The organism is Pseudomonas sp. S2_A05, from assembly GCF_054668485.1.
This window is the reverse complement of the sequence record NZ_CP162775.1, coordinates 346,279-369,996: the sequence shown is the minus strand read 5'-3', so window position 1 is coordinate 369,996 and position 23,718 is coordinate 346,279. Positions and strand designations below refer to the sequence as shown.

The 23,718-nt window shown below is 60.4% G+C and carries 12 protein-coding genes; 7 read left to right on the top strand and 5 right to left on the bottom strand.

Annotated features, from left to right (window positions below):
- Positions 1–58 precede the first annotated feature (58 nt).
- Complete coding sequence (locus tag AB4O12_RS01725) at positions 59–823, top strand: AraC family transcriptional regulator (RefSeq protein ID WP_258707765.1); 765 nt, start codon at positions 59–61, stop codon at positions 821–823.
- Between the two features lie 72 nt (positions 824–895).
- Positions 896–1,789 carry a DMT family transporter gene (locus AB4O12_RS01720; RefSeq protein ID WP_095180689.1) on the top strand — a complete coding sequence of 298 codons (894 nt, stop codon included), beginning with the start codon at positions 896–898 and terminating at the stop codon, positions 1,787–1,789.
- Here the strand turns inward: AB4O12_RS01720 and AB4O12_RS01715 are convergent.
- Entirely contained in the window at positions 1,783–2,070 is a 288-nt protein-coding gene (locus tag AB4O12_RS01715; protein ID WP_076566525.1) for an Rdx family protein, read from the bottom strand. The genes AB4O12_RS01720 and AB4O12_RS01715 overlap by 7 nt on opposite strands.
- A 71-nt stretch (positions 2,071–2,141) precedes the next feature.
- Here AB4O12_RS01715 and AB4O12_RS01710 point away from each other — a divergent pair, with 71 nt between their 5' ends.
- Positions 2,142–4,331 (top strand): patatin-like phospholipase family protein, encoded by a 2,190-nt coding sequence (locus tag AB4O12_RS01710; RefSeq protein WP_150636611.1) that lies wholly within the window; start codon positions 2,142–2,144, stop codon positions 4,329–4,331.
- A gap of 128 nt (positions 4,332–4,459) precedes the next feature.
- Here the strand turns inward: AB4O12_RS01710 and AB4O12_RS01705 are convergent, their stop codons facing one another.
- The 3 genes from AB4O12_RS01705 to recQ all read right to left on the bottom strand — a co-directional run bounded on the left by AB4O12_RS01705 (position 4,460) and on the right by recQ (position 9,092).
- Positions 4,460–6,268 carry a FimV/HubP family polar landmark protein gene (locus AB4O12_RS01705; RefSeq protein ID WP_460060219.1) on the bottom strand — a complete coding sequence of 603 codons (1,809 nt, stop codon included), beginning with the start codon at positions 6,266–6,268 and terminating at the stop codon, positions 4,460–4,462.
- Positions 6,269–6,395: 127 nt separating this feature from the next.
- Positions 6,396–6,830 carry a MarR family transcriptional regulator gene (locus tag AB4O12_RS01700; RefSeq protein WP_016771142.1) on the bottom strand — a complete coding sequence of 145 codons (435 nt, stop codon included), beginning with the start codon at positions 6,828–6,830 and terminating at the stop codon, positions 6,396–6,398.
- Between the two features lie 132 nt (positions 6,831–6,962).
- A complete protein-coding gene (gene recQ / locus AB4O12_RS01695) occupies positions 6,963–9,092 on the bottom strand; it encodes a DNA helicase RecQ (protein ID WP_460060218.1) in 2,130 nt (709 codons plus the stop codon).
- A 397-nt stretch (positions 9,093–9,489) separates the two neighbouring features.
- Between recQ and AB4O12_RS01690 the strand changes: the two genes are divergently transcribed.
- The 3 genes from AB4O12_RS01690 (at position 9,490) to AB4O12_RS01680 (ending at position 13,653) form a co-directional block, all read left to right on the top strand.
- Positions 9,490–10,077, top strand: a complete 588-nt coding sequence (locus AB4O12_RS01690; protein WP_101158594.1) for a UPF0149 family protein — start codon at positions 9,490–9,492, stop codon at positions 10,075–10,077.
- Between the two features lie 10 nt (positions 10,078–10,087).
- A complete protein-coding gene (locus AB4O12_RS01685; RefSeq protein ID WP_056783699.1) occupies positions 10,088–10,483 on the top strand; it encodes a YbaN family protein in 396 nt (131 codons plus the stop codon).
- Between the two features lie 149 nt (positions 10,484–10,632).
- Positions 10,633–13,653, top strand: coding sequence for an Ig-like domain-containing protein (locus AB4O12_RS01680; RefSeq protein ID WP_460060216.1), 3,021 nt, complete (start codon positions 10,633–10,635; stop codon positions 13,651–13,653).
- Positions 13,654–13,820: 167 nt separating this feature from the next.
- On the opposite strand, the gene AB4O12_RS01675 is transcribed toward AB4O12_RS01680, so the two are convergent.
- A complete protein-coding gene (locus AB4O12_RS01675) occupies positions 13,821–21,668 on the bottom strand; it encodes a retention module-containing protein (protein WP_460060215.1) in 7,848 nt (2,615 codons plus the stop codon).
- A 532-nt stretch (positions 21,669–22,200) separates the two neighbouring features.
- Between AB4O12_RS01675 and AB4O12_RS01670 the strand changes: the two genes are divergently transcribed.
- On the top strand, positions 22,201–23,559 hold the full coding sequence (locus tag AB4O12_RS01670) for a TolC family outer membrane protein (protein WP_039761048.1): 1,359 nt from the start codon (positions 22,201–22,203) through the stop codon (positions 23,557–23,559).
- Positions 23,560–23,718: the final 159 nt, after the last annotated feature.

Sequence of the window (23,718 nt, the reverse complement as noted above, 5' to 3'; positions counted from 1 at the left end):
GACAGCGCATCCGGCGTACGGCGGTGTAGACTGAGGGCCACTTCGGAGACAACCTGCCATGCGACCGATCCTCACCCTGCGTCAGTACACCCATGACCTGATTGTGCACAGCCACGAGCACGCGCAGTTGGTGTTCGGGCTGTCCGGTGCGCTGGATTTCGAGGTCGAGGGCTGTGGCAGCCAAGTGCGTCAGCAGAGTGTTGTGGTGGTTCCGTCCGGCGCTCATCATGCCTGCGACAGTCCCCAAGGCAGCAGCTGCCTGGTGCTCGACATCCCTGAAGGGCAATGGGTGCAGGAGTCGCTGGGCGCGCATGCCGAGGCCAGTCGGCGCTTGCTCGATCATCCGGGGCGGCTGTCGCTGGACTCGGGGCAGAGCCAATTGGTCAACTGGCTGGCGAACAGTCCGGTCAGCGATCCGTTGATAGCGCAGCAAGGCGCAGTGTTGCTGCTGGCCAGTCTCAATCACGCGCAACCTGCCGAACTCGGCGCGCGTCGCCTGCCCTACGCCGCGCTGGATGCGCACATCGAGCAATACGCCGGCTATCCGCTGCAAGTGGCCGACCTGGCGCGCGTGGCCGGGTTGTCCAGCGCGCGCCTGCACGCTCGGTTCATGGCCGAATGCGGACAGACGCCGATGGATTACATCCGCAGTCGACGCCTGCATCTCGCGGTGCAACTGCTGCGCGACACTGCATTACCGATTGGTGAAGTAGCCAGTCGCGTCGGTTACAGCTCGCAAAGTGCGTTCTCGGCCGCAGTCCTACGTGAGTTCGGCTCGTCGCCCGGACATCTCCGGCGCGATTCCTGCGACAAAAGACGATAGCCTGCCGACAGACTTGTAGGCCGAGACGCGGTTCAATGGCCCCATGAAGTTGAACCTGAAAAAAGGAATGCAATGACTCCGCGTACCGCCCTCGGCGCTCTGCATATCGGCGCTTTGATGTTTGGCCTGACCGGTGTGTTCGGCAAACTCGCTGCCGCATCCCCTGCTGTGATCGTATTTGGACGTGCAGCTTTCGCCGTGCTCGCCCTGGCATTTTTTGCCCGTTTCGCCAGCCAGCATGGTTGGCAGAAACTTCAGGCCGTGGACTGGCGGCGCCTCGCCCTCAGCGGCGTGTTGCTGGCCGGGCACTGGGTGAGTTTCTTCATATCCGTGAAGATCGCCGGGGTGGCCATCGCCACGTTGGGCTTTGCCAGTTTCCCGGCGTTCACGGTGATTCTCGAAGGACTGATCTTCCGCGAACGTATTCGTGCCAATGAAATCGTCCTGGTGGTATTGGTCAGCATCGGTCTGGTGCTGGTGACGCCCGCATTTGATCTGGGCAGCGGCGCCACCGTCGGCTTGCTTTGGGCAGTGTTGTCCGGCCTGCTGTTTTCCCTGCTGTCGCTGACCAACCGCGCCAGTTCCGGGCGCATCCCGGCGGTGCAGGCAGCGTTGTGCCAGAACGTCGTCGTGGCGTTGTGTCTGTTGCCGGTCGCGGCGCCGCAGTTGAGTCAGGTCCGAGCGCTGGACTGGTTGTGGATCGCCCTGCTCGGAGTGTTCTGCACGGGCGTGGCGCACAGCCTGTTCGTCGCCAGTCTGGCGGTGATCAAGGCACGCACGGCGGCAGTGGTGTTCGCCATGGAGCCGGTCTACGGCATCACCCTCGCCTGGCTGCTGTTCAGTGAAACCCCGACCCTGCGGATGCTCATCGGTGGCGCGTTGATCATCGTCGCGATTGTGGTGTCGGCGCGGATGTCAGGCGGCAGCGACAAGACAACCGTCGCCGCCGAGGCCGCCTCTCACTGAGTGCGGTCGTTGTGGCCGAGGTCGCGGTCAGGATCGATCTGATCGCGCACTCGCTGCTTCAATACCTTGGCCTCAGGGAAACCACCGTCGGTCTTGCGCTCCCAGATCTGCACACCCGCACAAGTGATATGAAACACCCCACCGGTGCCCGGCACCAACGACACTTTGCCCAAGTCGTCAGCGAAGGTGCTGAGCAGTTCCTGAGCCAGCCACGCCGCGCGCAGCAGCCACTGGCATTGAGTGCAATAAGTGATGACAACTTCGGCTTTGGCGACGGTCATGATCGCTGAAACTCCTGAGGCAGAGGGCGCCGCTATAATAGCCGGCTTTACCGCTTGCCCCGAGACTCACAATGCGCCGTTTGCTGTTCTGCCTGCTGCTTGGTTTCCTTCCCCTGCTGGTTCACGCCAGTGAAGCGCCACGACCGAAAGTCGGCCTGGTGCTGTCCGGCGGCGCTGCGCGCGGGCTGGCGCACATCGGCGTGCTCAAGGCGCTGGAAGAACAAGGCATCAGGATCGACGCGATTGCTGGCACCAGCATGGGCGCGGTAGTCGGCGGCCTGTACGCCTCGGGCTACAAGGTCGACGAACTGGAAAAACTCGCCCTGAGTATCGACTGGCAAGCGGCGCTGTCCGATGCGCCGCCGCGTGAGGACGTGCCATTTCGACGCAAGCAGGACGACCGCGATTTTCTGGTGAAGCAGAAACTCAGCTTCCGCGACGACGGCAGTCTCGGCCTGCCATTGGGGGTGATTCAGGGCCAGAACCTCGCACTGTTGCTGGAAAGCCTGTTGGCGCACACCAGCGACACCCGCGACTTCGACAAACTGCCGATCCCGTTTCGCGCCGTGACCACTGACATCGCCAATGGCGAAAAAGTGGTGTTTCGCAAAGGTCACCTGCCGCAAGTGATCCGTGCGAGCATGTCGATCCCGGCGGTGTTCGCCCCGGTCGAGCTCGATGGGCGCCTGCTGGTGGACGGCGGCATGACCGACAACATCCCGCTGGATGTCGCGCGGGAGATGGGCGTCGACATCGCCATCGTCGTCGATATCGGCACACCTCTGCGCAATCGCAAGCAACTGACCACAGTAGTCGATGTGCTCAATCAGTCGATCACCTTGATGACCCGGCGCAACTCCGAAGAACAACTGGCGACTCTGCATGCCAATGACGTGTTGATCCAGCCTGCGCTGGCCGCGTTCGGCGTGACCGATTTCGGCAAGGCTCAGGAGATGATCGACGCCGGTTACCGCGCCACGCGGATCCTCGATGCGCGGCTGGCGCAACTCAAGCCGACTCAAACCCAGGACGCGGAACTGAACGCCGCCCGTCAGCCGGGCCAGCGCACGCCGATCATCACCGCGATCCGCGTCGAAAATGACTCGAAGGTCGACGATGACGTGATTCGCTATTACATCCGCCAACCGATCGGCGCGCCGCTGGACCTGGGCCGCCTGCATTCGGACATGGGCACGCTGTACGGCCTCGATTACTTCGATCAAGTGCGTTACCGCGTGGTGCACAAAGGCCAGGATCACACCTTGGTCATCAGTGCCAGCGGCAAGCGCAGCGGCACCGATTACTTGCGGGTAGGCCTCAATCTGTCGGACGACATGCGCGGCGACAGTGCTTTCAACCTTGGTGCCAGTTATCGCGTCAACGGCATCAACCGCCTCGGTGCGGAATGGCTGACCCGCGCGCAGATCGGCGACAAGCAGGAGCTGTACAGCGAGTTCTATCAGCCGCTGGACGTCGGCTCGCGTTACTTCGTCGCGCCCTACGGGTCGTTCGAGGCGCAGAACGTTGACTCGGTGCTGGATAACGATCCGATCGCGCAGTATCGGGTCGAGCGTTACGGCTTCGGCCTCAACCTCGGCCGGCAGATCGGCAACAACGGTGAAGTGCGACTCGGCGTCGGCCAGGCCTGGGGCAAGGCTGACGTACGCATCGGCGATCAGGATCTGCCGAGCGAGAGTTTCAACGAAGGCTTCTATACCGTGAAGTATTCCTACGACTCGCTGGACAACGTCTACTTTCCGCACGAGGGCAAGGACGTCAGCCTGACGTTTGCCCAGTTCGAACCGGGCCTGGGTTCAGACAATCGCTATCGCCAGTGGGAATTGAATTTCGACAAGGCCATGAGCCACGGGCCGGATACGCTGATACTCGGCGGGCGCTACGGCCGGACGCTGGACGATGCCAATGTGGTGACCTCAAGCTTCCTGCTCGGCGGCGCGCGGCAGTTGTCAGGATTCCGTGAGGATGCGTTGTCCGGGCAGAATGTCAGCCTGATGCGCGCCGTGTACTACCGCCGCCTGACGCCGCGCTCGTACCTGCCGCTGGACTTCCCGCTGTACGCCGGCGCCTCGCTGGAGCGCGGTCGGGCGTGGAACAATGACAATGAGTTCGACAGCGGCTACATCAACGCCGCGAGTGTGTTTATCGGCTTCGACACGCCGCTGGGGCCGTTGAACTTCACGTATGGGTTGAATGATGCGGATGAGCAGGCGGTTTATCTGAATCTGGGGCAGACGTTCTGACCTGAGACGGTGTTGGCCGATCTGACGCCTTCGCGAGCAGGCTCGCTCCCACAGGGAGAGCGCATTCCATTGTGGGAGCGAGCCTGCTCGCGAAAGCGGTCTCGGATGAACGCGAAATCCGTTGGCGCTCAGCGAATCCCCGCCAACAACGTCCTTGCCGTCTGCTTCAACGGCTCATCCCCTTCCCTGAGCAATTCATTGAGCAGCGCGATCGCGCTGTCGATGTCGCCATCGTCGATGCAGGTTTGTGCCTGTTCGAGCTTGCCGGCGGCCTCGGTGTCGGTCTCGGTGGACTCGGGTGGTTGCAGATCCAAAGGTTCCAGCACCAGCGACGGCTCGGGATCGCCGAACTCATTGAGAAAGTCATCGTCGAGCGGCTGGGCGTCGGGTTCGGGTATCCATTCAAGTTCGGCTTCTTCAGCAGATGCAGCCTGTGGCAGGTCAAAATCGACAGGCAGCACTGACAAGCTAGTGCCCAGCTCTGGATCATCGATTGGCGGTGCGGCGGAATCGGTGCGGCTGTCGTTCAGATCCCAATTTGAATCCATCGACAGCTCGCCCAGATTCAATTCGAAATCATCCTCGAGAGCGCCGGGCGACGATGCAAGCGGCGCGGCTGCGGTCGCTGCCGTGGCCACGGACAGCTCAGGCGCGATTGGCGTTGCTGCAAATGCCGCCGGTGCGGCGCCTGCCAGTTTGGGATGGCGAGCGCGGGTTTCAATCAGTTCGCGCTCATCGACGCCAAGCGCACGCAGGCGGTTTTCCTGCTGTTCGTAAGCGGCGCTGTCACCCTGGCGCCCAAGAACCTCCAGCAACTGCAAACCGAGATCGGTGCGTTCAGGCTCCTTGTGCAAGGCATCGCGCAGCAGCCCGGCGGCTTCGCTGAGCCGGCCGTAGGCCAGATAGATGCCCACAGCCTCCAGCACGTCGCCGGCACCGGGTTCGTCGCGATGATCGGCGGCCGCGTGCGCACCGACAGATTGTTGAAGTTCAGGCTCATCAACGTTGTCTTCGGCGCTCACAGGCAATAGCGGCATCGGCGTGCCATCTGCGGTCGAACCTTGCTGACGGCGACGTATGAGCAACGCAGCCAGCACGCCCAGCAGCAATAGAAGTCCGCCGAGCAGCGGCCAGTTCACGCCATCGTCTGCCGCCTCGACCGGGGCTGAAACAGCGGCCGGAACCGGAGCGACCACGGGCGGTGGCGGTGCTTTCTGCACTTCGGCCAAGCGGGTTTGCAAATCTTCAATCTGCTTCTTGCCGTCGGCTATTTGCACTTGCTGCTCTTGCAGCCTGAGGTTCTGTTCGTCGAGGGTCTTTTGCAGTTGCTGGGTGAGCAGCACGCTGGCGGCCAGTTGCTCGGCCTGCGCATCATTGGCAGGCGGCGCCGGCGTTGGCGGCACAGGCGTCGCAGGGCGTTTGCCTTGGGCAGCCTGGGGCGGTGCGGTAACCGGTTCGACGGTTGGAAACTCAGAAGATTGCGGGCGCGGATCCGGCTCGTCGGTGGCGGGCACGATGCCCGGCGAACCCGGCGGATCGATCAACACCGTGTACTCGCGCAGCAGACGGCCGTTGGGTTGATCGAGCTGCACGAGGAAATTCAGGAAAGGTTCGTTGACCGGTTTGCCGGACGTCACCCGGATCATCTGGCGGCTGCCGCGCAGGATCGGAGTGAACTTGAGGTCATTAAGAAAGAACACCCGCTCGACGCCCGCCCGGCCGAACTCATCCGCCGAAGCCAGGCTGGCCGAGAGATCGTTTTGCGTCAACGTACCGACATCGACCAGCGCGATGTCGGCCTTGAACGGCTGATTGAGGGCTGAGTGAACAGTGATTTCGCCCAACCCCAACGCCATCGACCAGGTCGAATAGCTGAATACGCCAGCGAGCAGCAGCCATTTGGCGCCCCCGCGCAGCACGTGCCGACTTGCGAGCATGAGCATCCCTTAAATAAGCAAAACCGGTTTCTATGCGTTCGCACATCCGGTACGAACACGATATTGCCCAGTAGTTCTTATAGTCCGCTCAGCGCGATCTCTCAAAAAATCGCTGTCGGGATGTGCCTCAAGATTTTTCCAGGTTGGCCAGAATGTGCCCGTGCACGCGCATGCACACCTTCAGATCCGCCTCGTCGACACCTTCGAACAGTTCGTGACGCAGTTGCGTGGCAATGGTTTCGATTTGTTCGATCAGGGGCAAGGCAGGTGCACAGAGCACGATTTTTTTCGCCCGGCGGTCTTCCATCACGGACTGGCGTTGCACCAGTCCCTGGTTCTCCAGACTATCGAGCAAGCGTGCCAGGGTCGGGCCTTCGACGCCGACACTCTGGGCCAGTTCGCGTTGGGTCGGCGCCTCTTCAAAACGCGCCAGATGCAGCAGCACCAGCCAGCGCGCCTGCGACAGGCCCAGCCCGGCGAGGCGACGATCCAGTTCGGCACGCCAGCCACGGGACATCTGGGCCAGTTGCATACCAAAGCGATGTTGATCGGTTAACGGCATAAAACACTCACGGTTAGACTGAAAATACGGAAAATCTAATTATTAGTCAGCTAAGCATGGGCGGCAGTTATAGGCAAGAGTGGCTCTGTACTGAATCGTTACAACTGCACGGGGCTTGGCGCATACGTCGTTTCACATCTCGAATTCAGACTGCAACGCCGCCCGCACACAATAAAGCACGCCTTCAGGAACACGCCCGGCGAACAATTCGGCGACTTCGGCGACGGACGGCAACTCGCCCTCGCCATCGAGAAACGCGTCCTGCACTTCACCCATCAGCTCTTCTGGCAAATCCAGCGCCTGCTCCAGCGACAACTGCTGCTTGCCGATGGCTTCGGCGAGCATGGCGTAGACGTTCTTCTCCGAGCACTGCAACTGCCCGGCGATCTGCAGCGGGGTCATGCCGGCGCGGGCCAGGGTGATCAGCTCGTGACGGACATCGGCGACCACCTTCGGCGCCTCCGCCTCGCCGCCGAGGACTTCAAGGAAGGCTTCGCCATAACGCTCCAGCTTGCGTGCGCCGACGCCGCTGACCCGGGCCATTTCCGCCAGCGAGGTCGGCTGGCTGCGGAGCATTTCCAACAACGTCGAGTCGGGGAAGATGACGTACGGCGGCACGCCGTGTTCTTCGGCCAATTTGCGCCGCAGTGCGCGCAAGGCTTCCCACTGTTCGCGTTCCTCGCCGCGCACCAGTTGGCTGGCCTGGCTCTTGCTGCCCGTTTTCGCGGTGACTTGCGGTTTCAGGTCGCGGCGCAGTTCCAGCTTCACTTCGCCTTTGAGCAGCGGCCGGCAACTGTCATTAAGACGCAGACCGCCATAACCCTCGTGATCGACATCGGCCAACCCACGCGCCACCAACTGGCGGAACAGCGAGCGCCACTCGCTCTCGCTCAACGCTTTGCCAACGCCAAACACCGACAAATGCTGGTGGCCGAAGCTGCGCACCTTTTCGTTGTCCTTGCCCAGCAACACGTCGACCAGATGACCGACGCCATAGCGCTGGCCGGTGCGGAAAATCGCCGACAAGGCCTGACGAGCAGGCTCGGTGGCGTCCCAGGTCTGCACGCCGTCGACACAGTTGTCGCAGTGCCCGCACGGTTCTGGCATGTCTTCATCGAAATAGGCCAGCAACGCCTGCCGGCGGCAGCGGGTTTCTTCGCACAGCGAGAGCATGGCGTCGAGCTTGTGCTGCTCCAGACGCTTGTGCCGCTCGTCGCCTTCGGAGTTCTGCAGCATCTGCTTGAGCATCACCACGTCTTGCAGACCGTAGGCCATCCACGCATCCGCTGGCAGCCCGTCACGGCCGCCGCGTCCGGTTTCCTGGTAATACGCCTCAAGGGATTTCGGCAGATCGAGGTGCGCGACAAAGCGTACGTTGGGCTTGTCGATGCCCATGCCGAACGCCACGGTGGCGACCATGATCAGGCCTTCCTCGTTGAGGAAGCGCTTCTGGTGATAAGCGCGCAGATCGTTGGGCAGACCGGCGTGATACGGGAGCGCCGGGAAGCCCTGCTCGCTGAGGAACGCCGCAACTTCTTCGACCTTCTTGCGCGACAGGCAGTAAACGATGCCGGCGTCGCTGCGCCGTTCGGCGAGGAACGCCAGCAACTGTTTGCGCGGCTGCTCCTTGGGCACGATGCGATAGAAGATGTTCGGGCGGTCGAAACTCGACAGAAAGCGCTCGGCGTTCTGCAGGTGCAGGCGATCGACAATTTCTTCGCGGGTGCGCTTGTCGGCGGTCGCGGTGAGGGCAATGCGCGGAACGTTGGGGAACAGCTCGGCCAATTGACCCAGTTGCAGGTATTCGCGGCGGAAATCGTGACCCCATTGCGACACGCAATGCGCTTCGTCGATGGCGAACAGGGCGATTTCCGGGCTTTGCAGGAACGCCAGCATGCGTGGCTGCACCAGACGCTCGGGCGCGAGATAGAGCATTTTCACTTCGCCGCGCTTGATCCGCAGGGCGAGATCACGCTGCTGCTCGGCACTCAGCGTGGAGTTCAGCGCAGCGGCGGCGACGCCCAGTTCTTCAAGGGTGGCGACCTGATCGTCCATCAGCGCGATCAACGGCGAAACGACCACCGCCAGGCCCTCGCGCAACAGTGCCGGCACCTGGAAGCACAACGACTTGCCGCCACCGGTAGGCATCAGCACCAGCGCATCACCGCCGCTGGCCACGCGCTCAATGATCGCACCCTGACGGCCACGGAAACTGTCGTAGCCGAAGATGTCCTTGAGGACGCGTTGAGCCTGTTCGAGCATAAAAACTCCAAAAATCTACCGATACATCCCTGCTCAGGCTGGTTCAGAGCAGCCTCGGCTGCTTAAACAAAACGTAAGAACACATTGCATGACCAGCGCAGCGCCGGCAGGGATCGCAAAACGCGGCAGTATACCCGAGGCCTTCGCCGCACAGGGTGCCGCTGAGAAGACACCGCCCGACCGACACACAAAAAGCCCTTGTGGGAGCGAGCCTGTTCGCGAAAGCAATCGGTCAGTCAATGCAACAGTGCCTGACATGCCGCCTTCGCGAGCAGGCTCGCTCCCACATGGCTTTGTATACCGTCCGGCATTTACGGCAAATCTGCCAAGCGGCTGGCTAGAGCGCGCAAGAAAGCCTAGAATTCCCGCATTGTTTATTCCCCAAGGTAGCCCCGTAATGTCCTTCGCTGAGCAACTGACCCGCCTGCAAGTCTTCCTCGATGCCGACGAGCTGCACGACGAGGCGCTGGATTACGTCGCCGCCCACGGTTACCTGACCGCGCTGTCTATCTGCTCCGAAGACGTTCCGGAGCGCGAGTGGATCGACGCGCTGTTCGCCGAAGAGCCGCATTACGCCGACGAAGCCCAGCGTGCCGAAATCGAAGCCACACTGATCGGCCTCAAAGCACACATCGCTCGCCAACTGGCCTCGGATGAAGAATTCGAATTGCCGTGCGAACTGGATCTGGGCGAAGAGCCGGACGATTCCGAACTGCGTGGCTGGTGCATCGGTTTCATGGAAGGCGTGTTCCTGCGTGAAGCGGCCTGGTTCGAAACCGCCGAAGAAGAAGTCAGCGAAATGCTCCTGCCGATCATGGTCGGTTCCGGCCTGTTCGACGAGCAGCCTGAGTTCGAAGACATCGCCAAGGACGCCAACCTGATGGACGACATGATCGTTCAGATCCCGGAAGCCCTGACCGCGCTGTATCTGCTGTGCCAGGCCCCCGACGAAAAACCGGCGATCCTCAAGCCTCGTCATCACTAAGAACCGGCCTATGGACAACCCCATAGGCAACCGCCCCCTGATGTTGCGCTACGTCCTGCTGGCCATCGGCTGGCTCAGCGTCGCATTGGGGGTGATCGGCATCTTCCTGCCGGTCCTGCCCACCACCCCCTTCCTCCTGCTCGCCGCGGCCTGCTTCGCGCGCAGCTCTCCGCGCTTCTATCGCTGGCTGGTCGAACATCCACGGCTGGGGCCATGGATTCGCGACTACCTCGAAGGCAACGGCATCCCGCTCAAAGGCAAGGTCTACGCGATCGGCCTGATGTGGGTGAGCATTCTGTTCTCGTGTTATCTGGTGCCGTTGGTTTGGGCGCGTGGGTTCATGCTGACCAGTGCGGTGTTGGTGACGGTTTATATTGTGCGGCAGAAGACCTTGAAAAAACGCTGATTGCTCCACCGTCGGCGGCACAACCGTTCATCCGATATCAGTCCGCACCTGTCAGAGTTGACAGGTGCGCGCTTTAACGTCGCATGCTTAATTCTTCCGTATCGGCGCTGACAGCCCAGGTAAGCGCCCCGTATGGAAGGCGAAAATTCATGACCAGCTCACAATACCTGATATTCCCTCCTGCGCCGCGTTCCGGTATCGGTGTGCTGGCCCTCTATCCGCCGCAACCACTCCTGTACAAGCTGCAAACTGACCAGAGCTACGGTATCAACATCGCCATGATTGCTCAGAACATTAACGGATTGGGCTTCAGTCTCCCGACATATCTGTCTCAAGCCCTCGGTGACCGTATCGAAGTCTTCCTCGATAGACCCGATGTCACCACCCCTTCGTCCGTGATTGATTTCGCCCTTACAGAGGACGATTTTGAGGCCGATGGAAAGACCCCTAAAACCGTACTTTTTGACATTACAGCTGAAACCCTCGAGGAGAAATTCCTGCCGTTTACCGACGTCAGGCTGGATTGCTGGATTAAAGTCACGAGACTGAGCGGCAACCCGGGGGAATCGCCACACTCACAACTCTGGTTCAAACATCCCGCTCCGGGCGAAGCGGACATTGACGGCGGCAAGCCTTCCAATCAGGGCCTCAAGCTGCCAATCGCATCGGAAAGTATCGTCGATCAGAACGTCATCAAAGAGGGCATGGAAGTCACGGTCAAGCATTACTTCAATCAGCAGATCGGCGATACGGTCGTGCTGACATTTGGTTCGCTGCGGCTGGACTTCGTCGTGACCGACGACTCGGCCGACATCGTTTTCAAGCTGACGCCTGACTTGCTCGGCAAATTGCAACAAACCAGCAATCTGGTGGTGCGCTGGAGCGTTTATGACATTGTCGAGAACTCCAGTGGTTTTTCGGAACCGCTCATTCTGCCGTTCAAGCCCGTAATAACTCTGCTGACCGCGCCGATTTTCGAGCAGTCCGATGCCGACGACGTAATACACCATGACTGGCTTGCAGGCGGCCCGACGAACATTCTCCTGACGGGCAGTTTTGCGATCAACGATGTGATCGCCCTGACACTGGAAGGATTCACCCGAAACAACGTGCCAGTCACTCATACCTATTCTTTAACGGTGACCGTAGACAGCAAGACACTGAACTTTCCCGTGGAAAATTTCCGCATTCAAAATGTGATAGGTGGAAGTTTACGGGCAACTTATATTCTGACCAGAGCAGGTCAGTCCAAACTTTCCAAACCTGCTGACGTCACCGTTGCGGGTAAATCCTTGCCACTGGGAGCACCGGAGGTCACCCCACTGGTGGAAGGTGAGCTGGCAGTCGACACTGCCAAAGCCTTTATAAATGTCGCCAGTTTCTGGCCCTTGAAACAAGGGGCAGAGGTCAAGCTGCATTGGCAGACCACAGACATCAACGGCAAGTTGGTACGGTTTACTTGGGGACAGCTTGTAACGGATCCTTCAAAGCCCATCGTTTTCGAGGCCGAGAACGAGTACATCAAGCCCTACGCCAGCGCGAGACTGGCCGTGCAGGCCACCATCACCAATCCCGGCGAAAGTGAAGTCTTTTCCGATATCGCGCAGTTGAAGATCGGCGATCCCAAGGAGCTTGTCCTCACGCCGCCCTCACTGGTATCGCCTTTCACTAATCCGCTTGATCCCTTGGCAGCGCTGCCGAGCATGCTGGTGGAATATCTCGATGCCAAGACCGAGAAGGTCCGTCTGGTGTGCACACCACTGCCCTTGGGATTTGATCGCTTCCCGCTGGTAGATCTGGATTCGGCCAAACAAGCCCGCTTTCCGTTCGACAGGCGCCTGATCGTGGCGCTTCACGGTGAAACCGTGCGATTCAAATTCAACCTGAATCAGGACGGCAAGAAAATCGGATCTTCTCCGGAAACTGAGGTTTCTTTCAAACTGATCGCTGATCAGGATCCCAGGTTTCCGAGACCGCGAATCATTGGCATTGATAACGCAATCCTGGACGTAAAAAAACTGACCAGCGCAGACAAATTGGCGGTCAACCTCTGGCACGGACAACGGCCGGGCCAGAGCATGACGCTGGTGCTGATCGGCATCGACAGCAAAGACAACCCTGTTCGCCACGTCATCATGAACGCGGAGGCGAGCGTCACCAGCGCCGGGCTGATACGGGAACTGTCAACGCCGACGCTGGAAGTGTTGAAAAATCTCAAAAGCGGCAGTACGGCGACATTGATATTTTCCGTGCGCCTGGGGTTGCGCGGCAATCCAGTGGAATTTCCCCACCAGACCTATCAGATCGAATCTCTGGTTGAGTTGCAGCCGGTCATCACACTGATTAAGGACTCGCAGAACAGGGAGATTCCGCATAGCGACCTGACGGTTGATCCGAATGTCACGATCGAGGGAACTGCGAGCGTAGAACAGCAGGTTGAAGTTCTGGTGAATGGCAAGTCGATAGAGACATTGACCACAGACAAGGACGGGAAATTTTCAACGCTATTGAAGGGGCTCGTTGTCGATGTACTGACAGTCGTGCAGATTCGAGCACTCTATGGCGACGGTCTTCTCTCTCCTTTACGCTCGTTCACGCTGCGCAAAGCGCTGCAAGTCAACAACAGCGCCATGGCCCTGTCAGGACTGAGAGTTTATGCATGGCGCCACACTCACAGTGCAGATTTTCCAAACAATACCCAAATCCGCGCCGCCGTCCCGTCTACAGGCGTCCACCCGATCACCTACAGAAGCAGTAATCCGAACGTGGCTTATGTCGACGGCAACGGGAAAGTCACGGGCATACGTAACGGCAATACGTACATTACCGTACAGGACCGATTCAGCTCATTTTCTTATTACGTCAGTGTGACGAATGTTTATCAGTTGGCTATCGGCGGCTACGGCATGACACACCAAGAGGCGCTCAACTGGCGATACAGCATTCCGGGCGCAGAAGCCATGGGTGGTGCACTGCACACAATGCAAGTGGTATATGGACCCGATCCTTATTGGCCAATAGCCGCTGGGGGCATATACCGGATGTGCGATGAAGGCGGTTGCCCGAGCAACTCGCGGTCGATATATGCGCATGCCAATGGCGGAATTGTTTGCCATCCGGACCTGAATGCCCGATGGGCTCCATGGTGTATCTATCCCATTTACGGATAAACCGGCCTCTTCGCGAGCAGGCTCGCTCCCACAGTTTCACCGCTCTCCCCTGTGGGAGCGAGCCTGCTCGCGAAGGCTGACTTAAAGACAACACGTCTCTACAGACAGACAAAACCCACCGTCCCGAATCAACCGGGGCGGCGGGTTTTGTTGTTTCAGACCTCAGATCAGACCGTATCCACCTTCAACGAATGATCATTTAGCATGCCGCTGATGATCGTCGCTGTGTCGTGACCGCTGGCAATCATGCCGCCTGCGCCCGGGGTCACGCCGTAGTGGCTGGCGAGGTTGACGCCGGCCAGGTCGATGGTCTGGCTCGGCGCGGCGCCGGCCATGGCGCTGACGTCGATGCTGGTCATCACCGAGGCGCCGCTGCCGCTGACGGTGAAGTGCAGATAGTCGTCCAGCGACGCGGTACTGGCGTTTTCGCCTTGCAGCAGTTGCGACAGATCGAGCCTGTCGGTACCGGGGGTGAAATCGGTAATCAGGTCATGGCCGCTGTTGCCCTTGAGCCACTGGAAGGTGTCCGCCCCTGCCCCGCCCGTCAGCGTATTGTTGCCCATGCCACCGATCAGCAAGTCATCGCCAGCGCCGCCATTGAGGAAGTCGTTGCCGAGGCCACCGTTGATCACGTTGTTGTTGCCGTCGCCGGTGAGGCTGTCGTTGAAGTTGGAGCCGAGCAGGTTTTCGATGCCGGTCAACGTGTCAGTACCGGCGCCGAGGGTGTTCTGCGCACCGAGCAGGCCGAGATTGACGGTGACGGCGGCCGTGGCGTGGGCGTAGCTGGCGGTGTCGCTGCCAGTGCCGCCGTCGAGCAGATCGTTGCCCGCGCCGCTGTAGAGCAAGTCGTTGCCAGCGTCGCCGTGCATTTCGTTATTGCCGGAGCCTGCCGTGAGTACGTCGTTGCCGTCGCCGGCATTGATCACGTTGTTGCCGCTGCCCGCCACCAACACATCGTCGCCAGCAGTGCCGGTCAGGGTGTGGCCGTCCTGATAGCTGATGCTGACGTTAGCCGTGTCGCTGCCGCCGTGGTTGTCGTTGGCGGCGTAAGTGCCGTGGTAGTCCGGCGTGATGTCGTGGGCCGCGGCGTAGTTGAGGGTCATGGTCATCTGGTAGTTCTCCGCCGCATTCGGGTTGCCGCCACCATTACCAATGTTGGTGATGTGAATCTGATAGACGCCGTCCGCCGAGGCGCTGAGGGTCTGGCCGTCCGCCAGCGCCATCCAGGCACCGCCATTGAGCGAATACTCCATGCTGATCTTACCGGCACCCAGATTGTGATCCAGATTGAGGGTTTCGCCCTGACGCAGATTGACGGTAATGCGGTCTTCATCGTTGGCATTGCTGTTGCTCACCATGCCCAGATAACCGCTGACCACCAGCACGGCGGTCATGGTCGCGGCATTGGCGCTGAAGGCGCTGCGCACATTGGCCAGATTCTGGTTGGCTGCGTTATTGGTCTGCCCAGTGAAGCCGATCAGGCCGCTGCCGGTGAAGTCCGCCGCTTTCGACACCCAACCGGTATTGAAACTGGTGGGTGTGGCGTTGAGGGTGTCGCCGTTCGGATCGGTGTCATTGGCCAGCAACAGCTCGCCCGGCACCACGATATTGCCCGACAGCACGTTGGTGATGACGTGATCGTCCATCGCCACCGGTGGCGCGTTGGGGATCACTTTCACCGTCAGGGTGGAGCTGGCCAGATCGCCGTCGTTGTCGCTGACGGTGAAGCCGATGTTTTCGGTGATCACCACTGCGGTGGTTTTCTGCGAGGTGTAGCTGTATTCGCCGGTATCAAGATTGACCACCAGCGTGCCGCTGTTGTTGGTGGCAATGCTGACGCTGTTGTTGGCGGTATTGAAGGTGCCGTGATTGGCGCCGCCGCTCGCGGTCAACGAACCCTGGCCACTGAGGGCTTTCGGATCGTAGGTGTAGGTGGTGCCGTCGACCACGATCGACTTGATGAAACCGCCATCGGCGCCGAACGAACCGCCTTCGCCCAGCAGCGAACCGGTGACCGGCGCGCCCTGCACGGTGCCGGACAATACCGAGTTGAGCTGATTGAGATCGGTGACCACCACCGCATTGGTATTGGTGTGGTTGATGCCATCGTAGGCCAGCGGATCGAGGTTGGCGTTGCTCACGCCACTGCCCAGACCAATGGCGTAGTTCTTGATGTTGTTGGCGTCGAGGAAGTTTTTCAGCGCGGCTTCGTCAGCCGTGCCGATGTCGCCCTCGTTGGGCTTGCCGTCAGAGAAGAAGTAGCCGACGTTCTGTGCCCCGGTGAGTTTGCCGGAGGTGTTGAACGCGGTCTGCATCACTGCTACGGCAGCATCGTAGTTGGTGCCGCCGCCGGCATTGAGACCGGCGAGGAGTGTCTTGGCGGTGGCGACATCCACCCACACGGTGGTGCGGTCGGCGGCATTGCTGCTGAACGTCACCAGCTGCACTTTCACATCGCCCAGATCATCGTACTTGTCGAGCAAGGCACCAATGGCCTGCTTGGCCAGTGCCAGCCGCGACAGGCCCGGCACGCCAGAGGCATCAGCCATACTGCCGGAGATGTCGAGGACGATGAGAATGTTCGAATCGATCTCCACTGCGGTTACCGAGCGATCCGAGGCAACGGCTTTCGGTATGTCGTCGACGATGTTGACCACGAGGGTGCTGGTGGTGCTGTTGCCCAGTGCATCGGTGGCTTTGTAGGTGAACGTTTCGCTGAGGGTGTTCGGCCCGTCGTTGGCGTTCGGCGCGGTTTTCGGCGCCGAGGTCAGCGTGTAGGTGTAGGTGCCGTCAGCGTTGAGCAGCAGTTGCCCGTAGCTACCGGTGGCGTTGCCGACCAGGGTGTAAGTGATCGCGCCGCTGCCGCCACTGACCGAACCGACCAGCGTGCCGCTGGCGGTTTCACCGGTATTGCCCGGTTCGCTGCCGGTGACTGTGCCGGGGGCGAGATCCTGGCCATCCTTGTTCAGGTCGAGGGCTTTTTCATAGACCGTCACATCCTGATCGACCGAGGCGACCAGTTTGCTGTCGGCGACGTTGATGGTCAGCGTCGTGGTGCTTTCATCGCCATCGCTGTCACGGATGGTGTAGGTGAACGTGTCGGTCGCGCCCGGCGGGCTCACCGAGTTCGGGTTGCTGTGGTAAACCGCATTGCCCGCCGCGTCGAGGGTCAGGTAGCCGTAGTTGCCGTTGATGTTGCTGTTGAGCCCGCCGCTGGCTGATGTCGCGGTGTTGCTGCCGGCGCGCACGCCGACCACCGTTGCGGCACCATCGGCGCCGCTGAGGTCATTGCCGAGCACACTGACATTGACCGTGCCGCCCTCCGCTACCGAGCCGGTATCGGCGTTGGCAGTCGGCAAATCGTCGACGATATTGACGTTGATCTGACCGCTGGCGGTACTGCCATCGGTATCAGTGGCGACCACGTCGAAGCTCTCGCTGAGGCTGTTGGCACCGTTGGCGTTCGGATGAGCTTCGTTGTCGACCAGGGTGTAGCTGTAACTGACCACGCCGGTGGCCGGATCGTAACCGGTGATGGTGAAGGTGCTGCCCAGCGGCGAAACCACCGATTGCGGCAAACCGGCGGCGACGCCATTGCTGATTACGGCGATGCCGCCGACCGTGAGGGTTTGCAGGCCATCGAGGGCGGTCACGGTGAAGCTGCCGCTCCGGGTCAGCGCCGAGGTGTCGGGGTTGCTGCCGTCGCTGAGGTTTTTCTCGTAAACAGTGATTTCGCCGCCCTTCACATCGAGGCCGTCGAGGCACACCGGATCGTCATTGTTGTGGATGTTCAGCACCAGGTTGGCGGTGCTGGTGTCGCCGTCGGCATCGGTGATGGTGTAGGCGAAGTTTTCCGTGCCGTTGCCGCCGCCATGGAGGTTTTTGAAGTCGGCGTCGTTGGCGTCAAGCGTGTAGGTATAAGTGCCGTTGGCATTGAGCACCAGGGTGCCGTAAGTGCCGGTGAAAGTACCGGCGGTTACCGGGCCGCTGGCGACGCGGTCGGCGCCCTGCACGTCGTTGTCGAGGACGTTGCCGGTCAGGGTCAACTGGGCTTCGGTCGCGTTGTCGGCATTGCTGTCATTCAGCGCCTTCGGCACGTCATCGACGATGCTCACAACGATCGTGCTGGTGACGACATTGCCCAGCGAATCGGTGGCCTGATAGGTGAATGTTTCGCTCAGGCTGTTGGCGCCATCGTCGGCGTGCGGCGTGGTGGTCGCAGGCGAAGTCAGGGTGTAGGTGTAAGTGCCATTGGCATTGAGGACGATCTGCCCGTAATTACCGGTGGCGCTGCCGACCAGTGCATAGCTGATCGCGCCGACCGCACCAGTGACCGAGCCGACCAGGGTGCCGGAAGCGGTTTCGCCAGTGCTGTTCGGATCGCTGCCGACCACACTGCCCGCCGCCAGATCCTGGCCATCCTTGTTCAGGTCGAGGGATTTTTCGTAGACGGTGACGTCAGTGTCGCTGACCGCTTTCAGGCAGCTGTTATAGACGTCGATGGTGATCGTCGTGGTGCTTTCATCACCATCGGAATCGCGCACGGTGTAGGTGAACACATCCACCGCACCCGGACCGTTCACCGCGTTGGGATTGCTGTGATAAACGGCGTTGCCGTTGGCATCAAGCGTGAGGTAACCGTAGGTGCCGTTGATCTGCGAATTGAGCCCGCCGATGGCCGAAGTCGAGGTGTCGGCACCGGCACGCACGCCGACCACTGCGCCGGTAATCGCCGGGCCATCCGCGCCGCCGATATCGTTATCCAGCACATTGCCGCTGACGGTGCCGCCCTCCGCCACCGAAGCCGCGTCCGCATGCGCGGTCGGCAAATCATCGACGATATTGACGTTGATCTGGCCGCTGGCGGTACTGCCATCGGTGTCAGTCGCCACCACGTCGAAGTTCTCGGTGAGGCTGTTGGCGCCGTTAGCGGTTGGATGAGCTTCGTTGTCGGCCAGGCTGTAGCTGTAACTGACTACACCGGTTGCCGGGTCATAACCGGTGATAGTCAACGTGCTGCCCAGGGGTGTGATCACCGATTGCGGGAAACCTGCGGCCACGCCGTTGGTGATCACCGCGATGCCGCCAACCGTGAGGGTCTGCAGACCATCGAGAGCACTGACGGTGAAAGTGCCGTTCTGGGTCAGCGCCGGGGTGTTGGGGCTGGTGCCGTCGCTGAGGTTTTTTTCGTAGACGGTGAGTTCGCCACCGTTGACGTCGAGGCCGTTGAGCAGCACCGGGTCGTCGTTGTTGTGAATCTGCAGAACGAGGTTGGCAGTGCTGGTATCGCCGTCGGCATCGGTGATGGTGTAGGCGAAGGTTTCCGTGCCGTTACCGCCGCCGGTCAAGGCTTTGAAGTCGGCGTCGCTGGTGTTCAGCGTGTAGGTGTAGGTGCCGTCGGCGTTCAGCATCAACGTGCCGTAAGTACCGGTGAAAGTACCCGGCGTGACTGGGCCGGTCGGTACGCGATCGGCGCCTTGTATGTCGTTGGTGAGGACATTGCCAGTCAGCGTCAGTTGGCTTTCTGAGGCAGTGCCATTGCTGTCATCGTTGGCTTTCGGCAGGTCGTCGACGATGTTCACATCCAGCGTGCCGTTGGCTGTCGTGCCGTTGTCATCGACTACCGTAACCGCGAACTGCTCAGACAAATTATTCGCGCCGTTGGCGTTCGGATGCGCTTCGTTGTCGGCCAGGGTGTAGCTGTAACTGACCACGCCGGTTGCAGCGTTGAAACCGGTGATGGTCAGCGTGCTGCCCAGTGGCGTGGTGATCGATTGCGGGAAGCCTGCGGCGACGCCGTTGGTCACCACGGCGATGCCGCCGACGGTCAGCGTGGTGACGCCGTCCAGTGCAGTGATGGTGAACGTGCCGTTCTGCGTCAGCGCGCCAGTGTCCGGGGCGCTGCCGTCGCCGAGATTTTTCTCGTAAACCGTCAACTCGCCACCGGCGACGTTCAGGCCGTCGATGATGACTGGATCGTCGTTGTTGTGGATCTGCAGAACCAGATTGGCAGTGCTGGAATCGCCGTCGGCATCAGTGATGGTGTAGGCGAAGGTCTCTGTGCCGTTACCGCCGCCGGTCAAGGCTTTGAAATCGGCATCGCTGGTGTTCAGGGTGTAGGTGTAAGTGCCGTCGGCGTTTAGAACCAAGGTGCCGTAAGTACCAGTAAATGTACCGGCCGTGACTGGACCGGTGGGTACGCGGTCGGCGCCTTGTATGTCGTTGGTGAGGACATTGCCAGTCAGCGTCAGTTGGCTTTCTGAGGCAGTGCCATTGCTGTCATCGTTGGCTTTCGGCAGGTCGTCGACGATGTTCACATCCAGCGTGCCGTTGGCTGTCGTGCCGTTGTCATCGACTACCGTAACCGCGAACTGCTCAGGCAGATTGTTCGCGCCGTTGGCGTTCGGATGCGTTTCGTTATCAGCCAGGGTGTAGCTGTAACTGACCACGCCGGTTGCAGCGTTGAAACCAGTGATGGTCAGCGTGCTGCCCACTGGTGTGGTGATCGATTGCGGGAAGCCTGCGACGACGCCGTTGGTCACCACGGCGATGCCGCCGACGGTCAGCGTGGTGACGCCGTCCAGTGCAGTGATGGTGAACGTGCCGTTTTGCGTCAGTGCGCCAGCGTCAGGGGCGCTGCCGTCGCTGAGGTTTTTTTCGTAGATCGTCAGCTCGCCACCGGCGACGTTCAGGCCGTCGATGGTGACTGGATCGTCGTTGTTGTGGATCTGCAGAACCAGATTGGCAGTGCTGGAATCGCCGTCGGCATCAGTGATGGTGTAGGCGAAGGTCTCTGTGCCGTTGCCGCCACCGGTCAAGGCTTTGAAATCGGCATCGCTGGTATTGAGCGTGTAGGTGTAGGTGCCGTCGGCGTTCAGAACCAAGGTGCCGTAGGTACCGGTGAATGTACCGGGCGTGACTGGACCGGTGGGTACGCGGTCGGCGCCTTGTATGTCATTGGTGAGGACATTGCCGGTCAGGGTCAGCAAGGTTTCCGAGGCAATGCCGTTGGCGTCGTCAAACGCTTTGGGCACGTCGTCGGTGATGTTCACGTCGAGGGTGCCGGTGGCGCTGTCGCCATTGCTGTCGGTGGCGATTACGGTGAACTGTTCGCTGAGATTGTTCACGCCGTCGCCGGCCGCGTGGGTTTCGTTGCCGTTGAGGGTGTAGCTGTAGCTGACCGTGCCAGTGGCCGCGTTATAACCGGTGATGGTCAGGGTATTGCCCAGTTGCGTGGTGATCGACTGGGGAAAGCCGATCGGCACGCCGCCAACGATCACGTTGATGCCGCCGATGCTCAGGCTGTTCAAACCATCCGCTGCCGAGACCGTGAAGCTGCCACTTTGCGTCAGCGCGCCTGGATTGGCCGCTGTACCGTCAGGCAGATTGGCTTCATTGAGGTTGAGTTCACCATCCGCCCCATTGAGGCCGTTGAGGATGACCGGGTTGTTCACTGGTGGCGGTGGCACCACGACCGGCGCCGGCGTGTCGTCACCATTGTCGATGTCCGCGTCGCGACGATACTCGGGAAATTCGGGAATGCCATTGAAACCGGCAGTGGGGAAACCGATGATCGGATCGACCCGGCCGCCGACTTCGGTCAGCAGAACGAAACTGTGCCCGCCGCCCAGTTCACCGGTGTTGCCGGTGGGCGCGTTGGGGCCGGCCGCGGTGGCTTCGGCGGTTTTGCTTGGGTCTTCACCGGCGGCGATGGCTTGCTGGATCTGCTCGACATCGGTCAGTTGCGCCTGGCTCGGGGTCTGGGCTTCGTCGACGTTCACCGGCACAGCCTGGTCGGCCAGTAGTTGCCCGGTCATGGTGATGCTGCTGCCCCGGCCGAGGGTCAATTCCTCGCCGTTTTGCAGTTTCACTGCCACCGCGCCTTCCGCGCCGGTGATCAGTTGATCGCCAGCGTACAAACGATCGCCTTCGAACAACGGACGCTTGATGCCGTCGCTCGCCTGAGCGAACACCTGACCAATGACTTTTGTGACCGTACCGATGAGCGCTGCCATGTGAAATCCTCCGCTGCCGACCACCGTCGGCACTGGTTCGCGAAGCAGCCCATGGCTCAATCGGGTTGCCGGGGGCGACGCTCGCACCCTCGACAGTTCGTTTCGCAGGCCCGGTTTGAGGTGAATTGTCAGCGCTATCAAGCACTTGCCAACCCTGTTCAATCCGCCGACCCACTAGCGCTACGTAACGGTGGTGAATCACCCGAGTGACAAAAATCTGTCGCTCATTCGCCGTTACGCGTCCCTCCCCTTCAGCAGTACTTCGCAGTGTCTCGCAAAGTGAATGGAACTTTCCTCAAGCCTTTTCGAGCTCCCTAAAGCGCATAAAACAAAGGCTTTCGAGCTGAACAATGTGCTGCTTTTGAAAAACCGCATAAGTTTTTTTTGGAATAAACCTTATGAAAATTTTTTCTTAGCTACGCTCTAGGATGTTCTTAGCTCTGTTGTTACAAGAGTGAAACGCTTATACCCAAAATTTACGTCAAATATTTGGCGACGGTAACACAACATTGAGATCCAGGGAGATGCACCCATGCGCGTTTTAACCCCCCTCTGCAGCGCGGTTTTGCTGGCCATGGCTTGCACTTCCCAAGCCCAGGCGATGAACCTCACCGAGGCGATTCAAAGCACCATCGCCACTCACCCGGAACTGGCGTCGCGCGTGGACGCCCGCCTGTCAGCGGATGAACAGGTGAAAGTGGCCAAGGGCGGGTTTTATCCGTCGGTCGATCTGAACGCCGCCTACGGGCGCGGCTACAGCGACAACACCAATACCCGCGCTTTCGGTAACCACAACACCGAAATCCTCAATTACACCCAGTCCGAGCTGCGCTTGCGGCAGATGATCTTTGACGGTTTCAATACCGCCAACGAGGTCGAGCGCACCAAGGGCGTGTCCAACTCGCGCGCCTACTACGCGCAAGGCACCGCGCAGGATCTGGCCCTGCGCACGATCGAGGTCTACCTCGAAGTGCTCAAGCGGCGTGAACTGGTGACGCTGGCGAAGAACAATTTGCAGGCGCACTTGCGCGTCAACGATCAGATCGGCCTGCGCACCGAGCGCGGCATCGGCAGCACTGCAGACTCCGATCAATCGGTTGCCCGTCGTGCACTGGCGCAGAACAACCTCGACACCGCCGAAGTCGATCTGGCTGACGCCGAATCGAATTTCTACAGCGTGGTCGGACGCATGCCCGACGAACTGGAAACCCCGGCCTCGACTCGCGGTGAGCTGCCGCCGGACCTGCGTGAAGCGCAGCAAAGCATGGTCGACAACAACCCGTACCTGAAATCGGCCCAGGCTGACGTGCAGTCCGCCGAGAGCCAGTACGAAGTGGCCAAGTCGCCGTTCTACCCGCGCTTCGACGCGGAAGCGGCAGTGGGCGCGAACAACAACGTGCAGGGCGACGAAGGCCACGACAACGAATGGCGTGTCGGTGTGGTGATGAACTACAACCTGTTCCGTGGCGGCAGCGACAAGGCACGTCTGGCCGCGAATGCCCACGACATCAACCAGGCGATGGACATCCGCAACAACGCCCTGCGTCAGCTCAACGAGAACATTCGCCTGGCCTGGAACGCCATGGAGAACGCCAAGAAGCAGACGCCGACGGCCCGCGAATACGCCGAAACCACCAAACGCGTGCGCGCCGCTTATCAGGACCAGTTCGGCCTCGGCCAACGCACCCTGCTCGACCTGCTCGACAGCGAAAACGAGCTGTACAACGCCAACCGTCGCTACACCGAAATCCGCTACACCGAGGAATACTCGATGTATCGCGTGCTGGCGAACATGGGCCAGTTGCTGAGCAAGCAACGCGTGGTGCTGCCGGCTGATGCGATTGCCACGACCGAAGTGAAAAACCAGGCGCGCCTGCCGGAACTGAAATAAACGGTGCAGGAACTGACTTTGCCCTGATCGTTCCCACGCTCTGCGTGGGAATGCCTCAAGGGACGCTCCGCGTCCAGTGACGCGGAGCGTCACGGGCTGCATTCCCACGCAGAGCGTGGGAACGATCCGATAACCGAGCCCGTTCAACAGAGGCAATCA